Below are 4982 nucleotides of genomic sequence, written 5' to 3' on the forward strand. Positions count from 1 at the left end.
GGTGAGATTGGTCAGCAGCTTGCCTGTGTTCGGGCATTCGGCGGCATAACCTGCGCGGGTATTGGTAAAGACCTCGGCACCGCCATAGTTCGGGCCAAAGACATCGTCGCCACCCGCCAGATAGGTCAGCTCAAAATTGGCGTTCATGGGATGCGGTTCCCAGCCAAGGAAGACGATCGGCTTGCCGTCGCCATCAGCATTGCCGACTTGCGCCAGCATGCCCTGTTCCGAGCTTTCGATCACTTCAAAACCTTCCATCCCGAACTGGTTCGCCGCGATCATGTCGATGATCAGGCGGTTGCCGTCATTGCCCGGCTCAATGCCGTAGATCTTGCCGTCCAGCGCGTCCTTCTGCGCGGCAATGGCCGCAAAATCGGTGATGCCAAGATCGGCACCCGCTTTGTTGGTGGCCAGCGTGTATTTCGCGCCTTCAAGGTTGCGGGCGATGGTCTCAACGGTGCCCGCCTCGCGGTAGGGGGCGATGTCGGCCTCCATCGTCGGCATCCAGTTGCCGAGGAAGACGTCGATATCGCCTTCGGCGAGGCCGGTATAGGTGACGGGTACCGACAGGACCTTGACGTCGGTGTCGTAACCGAGCGCCTCAAGGATCGTCGTGGCGACGGCCGTCGTCGCGGTGATGTCGGTCCAGCCCACATCCGAAAAGACGATTTCATCACAACCTTCGGCAAAGGCCGGGGCGGCAGTCAGCGCGGCGGTCGCAAGCAGCGTCGCGCGCAGGGTTTTGGTGAGGTTCATCTTGTGCTCCCTGTTTCTTGATTGACGAGTCAATAAACTTGCAATTCGCCGTGTGACGCAAGGTTTTTTTTCGATCCCTGCGGAGAATCCGGCGATTTGTGTGCCTGAGCGTAGTTCAGCAGGTGAGATTCTAAAAGAAGTGACACGGAGTGACGATTTTTTCTTGATTGACGAGTCAATGAAAGGTCGGATAGCGAGGGAATCGTAAGAAAAGGAGCGAGGTGATGCCGAAAGTTGGGATGGAGCCGATTCGCAAAGCGGCTTTGGTCAAGGCGACGATCACCGAGATCGGTCGCGTGGGTTCGCTGGACGTGACGGTCAGCCAGATCGCCAAGCGTGCTGGCATGTCCTCGGCGCTGGCGCACCACTATTTCGGATCGAAGGAACAGATATTCCTTGCCGCGATGCGCCATGTCATGACGCTTTACGGGGCTGAGGTGCGGGGCGCTCTGGCGGCTGCCGATGATCCGCGGGGCCGGATCAACGGCATTATCCGGGCCAGCTTTACCACCTCGAACTTCCGGCGCGAGGTGATCGGCGCCTGGCTGAACTTCTACGTTCTCGCCCAGCAACAGGAAGAGGCCGCGCGCCTTCTTGGCATCTATCAACGGCGAATGCAGTCGAATCTTGTCCATGCGCTGAAACCTTTGATCGGCGACCGGGCAGGGGCGCTGGCAGTTGGCATCGGCGCGATGATCGATGGCGTCTATATCCGAGAGGCGTTGAAGCACGGCACGCCCGACGGCTTGGCCGCGGCCGCCATCGTCACCGACTATCTCGACGGCGAACTGAAGGCCCGATGAAGGCGCAACCGACAGCCAGCCATTTCGTTGATGGCGCCTATCTGGAAGACACCGCGGGCGCGGCGATTGACGTCGTCTATCCGGCGACGGGCGAAGTGATTGCACGGGTGCATGAGGCGACGCCTGCGGTGATCGACCGGGCTCTGGCCTCGGCCACTCGTGCGCAAGGTGACTGGGCCGCCCGCCCACCCGTCGAACGCGCCCGCATCCTGCGCCGCGCCGCCGATATGATGCGCGAACGCAACCGCGAACTGTCGGAACTGGAGACGCTTGATACTGGCAAGCCGTTGCAGGAAACGCTGGTGGCGGATGCGACCAGTGGAGCGGACGCGCTGGAATATTTCGCAGGCCTGGCACCCACCGTGACAGGGGAGACGATCCCCCTGGGCCGCGACTTCGTCTATACGATCCGCGAGCCTCTGGGCGTCTGCGTCGGTATCGGCGCCTGGAACTATCCAACCCAGATCGCCTGCTGGAAGGGTGCACCTGCGCTGGCTTTGGGCAATGCGATGGTCTTCAAGCCGTCTGAAGTCACGCCGCTATCTACCTTGAAAGTTGCGGAAATTCTGGTTGAGGCCGGGTTGCCCGCCGGGCTTTACAATGTGGTGCAAGGGCGCGGTGCTGTTGGGGGTGCGCTGATTTCGGACCCGCGCGTCGCCAAGGTGTCGCTGACCGGATCGGTCGAGACCGGCAAGAGGGTCTATGCGACGGCCGCCGCCGGGATGCGTCATGTGACGATGGAACTGGGCGGCAAGTCGCCCCTGATCGTCTTCGACGACGCCGATATCGAGGATGCGGTGGGCGGCGCGATGCTGGGAAATTTCTATTCCGCAGGCCAGGTCTGTTCCAATGGCACAAGGGTTTTCGTGCAGAAGGGGATCAAGGAAAAATTCCTCGCGCGGCTGGCAGAGCGGACGAAGGCGATCCGTCTGGGCGATCCGATGGACGAGGCGACGCAGATGGGGCCGCTGGTCTCCGAGGCGCAGCTAGAGAAGGTTCTGGGTTATGTCCGCAAGGGACAGGAAGAGGGCGCGCGGCTGGTCACCGGCGGCGGGCGTGGACCGGCGGGGTCGGGCTTCTATCTGGAGCCCACCGTGTTTGCCGATGTCACGGACGAGATGACCATTGCGCGGGAAGAGATCTTTGGTCCGGTGGTGGCGGTGCTTGATTTTGAAGATGAGGAAGAGGTCGTAACCCGTGCCAATAAAACGGAATTTGGTCTATCGGCGGGTGTGTTTACCCGCGATCTGACCCGCGCACACCGGATGGTTGCGGGGCTGCAGGCCGGGTCCTGCTGGATCAATGCCTACAACCTCGCCCCGGTCGAAGCGCCCTTTGGGGGCGTGAAGCTCTCGGGCGTCGGGCGCGAAAACTCAAAGGCGGCGGTTGAGCACTACAGCCAGGTGAAGTCGGTCTATGTCGGCATGGGCGCGGTCGACGCGCCCTATTGAGAGGTCGGGCCGACGGCCCGGGCCACGCCCCGCCCACCCACCCGCGTGCCCCGGGGCCGTCGGGCGGAGAGGTCGGGAATGGAAAGAACATGGATGGCTGCGTCCATCCGGAGAGAAGTGGAGACGATCATGCAAGCCGATTATGTCGTTGTAGGCGCCGGGTCCGGTGGCTGCGCCATGGCCTACCGGCTGGCCGAGGCAGGCAAATCTGTGATCGTGATCGAACATGGCGGGAGTGATGCGGGCCCCTTCATCCAGATGCCGGGCGCGCTCTCATATCCGATGAACATGTCGCTCTATGACTGGGGGTTCCGGTCAGAGCCAGAACCCAATCTGAACAACCGCCAGCTCGCCACGCCGCGCGGCAAGGTGATCGGCGGGTCGTCCTCGATCAACGGCATGGTCTTTGTGCGGGGGCACGCCAATGATTTCGAGCATTGGGCCGAGGCGGGGGCCACAGGCTGGTCCTATGCCGATGTGCTGCCCTATTACCGGCGGATGGAGACCTGGCATGGCGGCAATGGCACAGCCAGCGAATTCCGCGGCAATTCCGGCCCTTTGCATGTCTCGCGCGGACCGCGCAAGAACCCGCTGTTTCACGCCTTTGTCGAGGCCGGACGGCAGGCGGGCTATGAGGTTACCGAGGACTATAACGGCGAGAAACAGGAAGGCTTTGGCCCGTTCGAGGCGACAATCTACAAGGGGCGGCGCTGGTCGGCGGCGAATGCCTATCTGAAGCCTGCGCTGAAGCGCGAGAATTGCACACTTGTGCGGGCCTTTGCCCGCAAGGTGGTGATCCGCGACGGCCGTGCCGTGGGTGTGGAAGTGGAACGGTCTGGCCGCATTGAAGTGATATCAGCGCGTGCCGAGGTGATTCTGGCCGCGTCGTCGATCAATACGCCGAAGCTCCTGATGCTGTCGGGGATCGGGCCCGCGGCGCATCTGGCGGAACATGGGATCGAGGTTGTCGCGGATAGAAAGGGTGTGGGCGCGAACCTGCAGGATCATCTTGAAATCTATATGCAATTCGCCTCCAAGCAGCCGATCACGCTGTACAAATACTGGAACCTCTGGGGCAAGGCTTTTGTCGGGGCGCAGTGGCTGTTTACGAGGACCGGGCTCGGCGCGTCGAACCAGTTTGAAAGCTGCGCCTTCATCCGCTCGGACAAGGGGGTCGACTACCCGGATATCCAGTATCACTTCCTGCCCATCGCCGTGCGTTACGACGGTAAGGTCGCCGCCGAGGGGCACGGGTTTCAGGCCCATACCGGGCCGATGCGGTCGAAATCGCGCGGGGCGGTGACGCTGCGCTCGGCCGATCCGAAGGATGCGCCTGCGATCCGCTTCAACTACATGTCGCATCCCGATGATTGGGAAGAGTTCCGCAAATGCGTGCGCCTCACGCGCGAGATCTTTGCACAAGAGGCGTTCGAGCCTTACGTGAAGCATGAGATCCAGCCCGGCCCCGGCTATCAGACGGATGACGAGATCGACAGTTTCATCCGCGAACATGCCGAAAGCGCCTATCACCCCTGTGGTACTGCGAAGATGGGGCGCGCTGATGATCCGCTGGCAGTCGTGGACCCGGAGGCCCGTGTGATCGGGGTCGAGGGGCTGCGTGTCGCCGACAGTTCGATCTTTCCGCGCATCACCAATGGCAACCTCAATGCGCCCTCGATCATGGTCGGCGAAAAGGCCGCCGATCATGTGCTGGGCAAGGGCATGCTGGCGCCCGCGAATTCCGAGCCCTGGAATTCGCCCCGCTGGCAGGACGCGCAGCGCTGAAAACCGGTATCGGCCGCGGCTTCGCCTTGGCCGACCCGCCGGGGAGGGTTCCACCTGACGCGTTTCATAGGGTTTGAAACGTAAGCGTCCGACCTGACCGCCTCTATGAAGCAGTTTTCCAGGGCAGCAGGTCATCGACGCGGTTGATCTTGTAGTCTGGGATGCGGGCGAGCGTGTCTACGAGCCA

The 4982-nt window shown here is 62.1% G+C and carries 5 protein-coding genes; 3 read left to right on the forward strand and 2 right to left on the reverse strand.

Translation table 11 applies throughout. The annotated features are described in order from the left end of the window. Nucleotides 1–756: glycine betaine ABC transporter substrate-binding protein (locus tag WBB85_RS23665; protein WP_432641011.1), on the reverse strand; the 756-nt coding region annotated here is incomplete at its 3' end. Between the two features lie 224 nt (nucleotides 757–980). Here WBB85_RS23665 and betI point away from each other — a divergent pair. The 3 genes from betI (at nucleotide 981) to betA (ending at nucleotide 4795) form a co-directional block, all read left to right on the forward strand. Beyond that, complete coding sequence (betI, locus tag WBB85_RS23670; RefSeq protein ID WP_432641012.1) at nucleotides 981–1559, forward strand: choline-binding transcriptional repressor BetI; 579 nt, start codon at nucleotides 981–983, stop codon at nucleotides 1557–1559. Next, nucleotides 1556–3010, forward strand: a complete 1455-nt coding sequence (gene betB, locus WBB85_RS23675; protein ID WP_432641013.1) for a betaine-aldehyde dehydrogenase — start codon at nucleotides 1556–1558, stop codon at nucleotides 3008–3010. The genes betI and betB overlap by 4 nt, the downstream gene beginning before the upstream one ends. Nucleotides 3011–3139: 129 nt before the next feature. Then, nucleotides 3140–4795, forward strand: coding sequence for a choline dehydrogenase (gene betA / locus WBB85_RS23680; protein ID WP_432641014.1), 1656 nt, complete (start codon nucleotides 3140–3142; stop codon nucleotides 4793–4795). A gap of 103 nt (nucleotides 4796–4898) precedes the next feature. Here the strand turns inward: betA and WBB85_RS23685 are convergent. Further along, nucleotides 4899–4982 (reverse strand): transposase domain-containing protein (locus tag WBB85_RS23685; RefSeq protein ID WP_432641015.1); only part of this gene is annotated, 84 nt, incomplete at its 5' end.

It is taken from the genome of Albidovulum sp. (genome assembly GCF_049646345.1).
Lineage (GTDB): Bacteria > Pseudomonadota > Alphaproteobacteria > Rhodobacterales > Rhodobacteraceae > Albidovulum.

Coding starts and splice junctions, on each gene's coding strand:
- betI (WP_432641012.1), top strand. CDS start 981: ATGCCGAAAGTTGGGATGGAGCCGATTCGCAAAGCGGCTTTGGTCAAG.
- betA (WP_432641014.1), top strand. CDS start 3,140: ATGCAAGCCGATTATGTCGTTGTAGGCGCCGGGTCCGGTGGCTGCGCC.
- betB (WP_432641013.1), top strand. CDS start 1,556: ATGAAGGCGCAACCGACAGCCAGCCATTTCGTTGATGGCGCCTATCTG.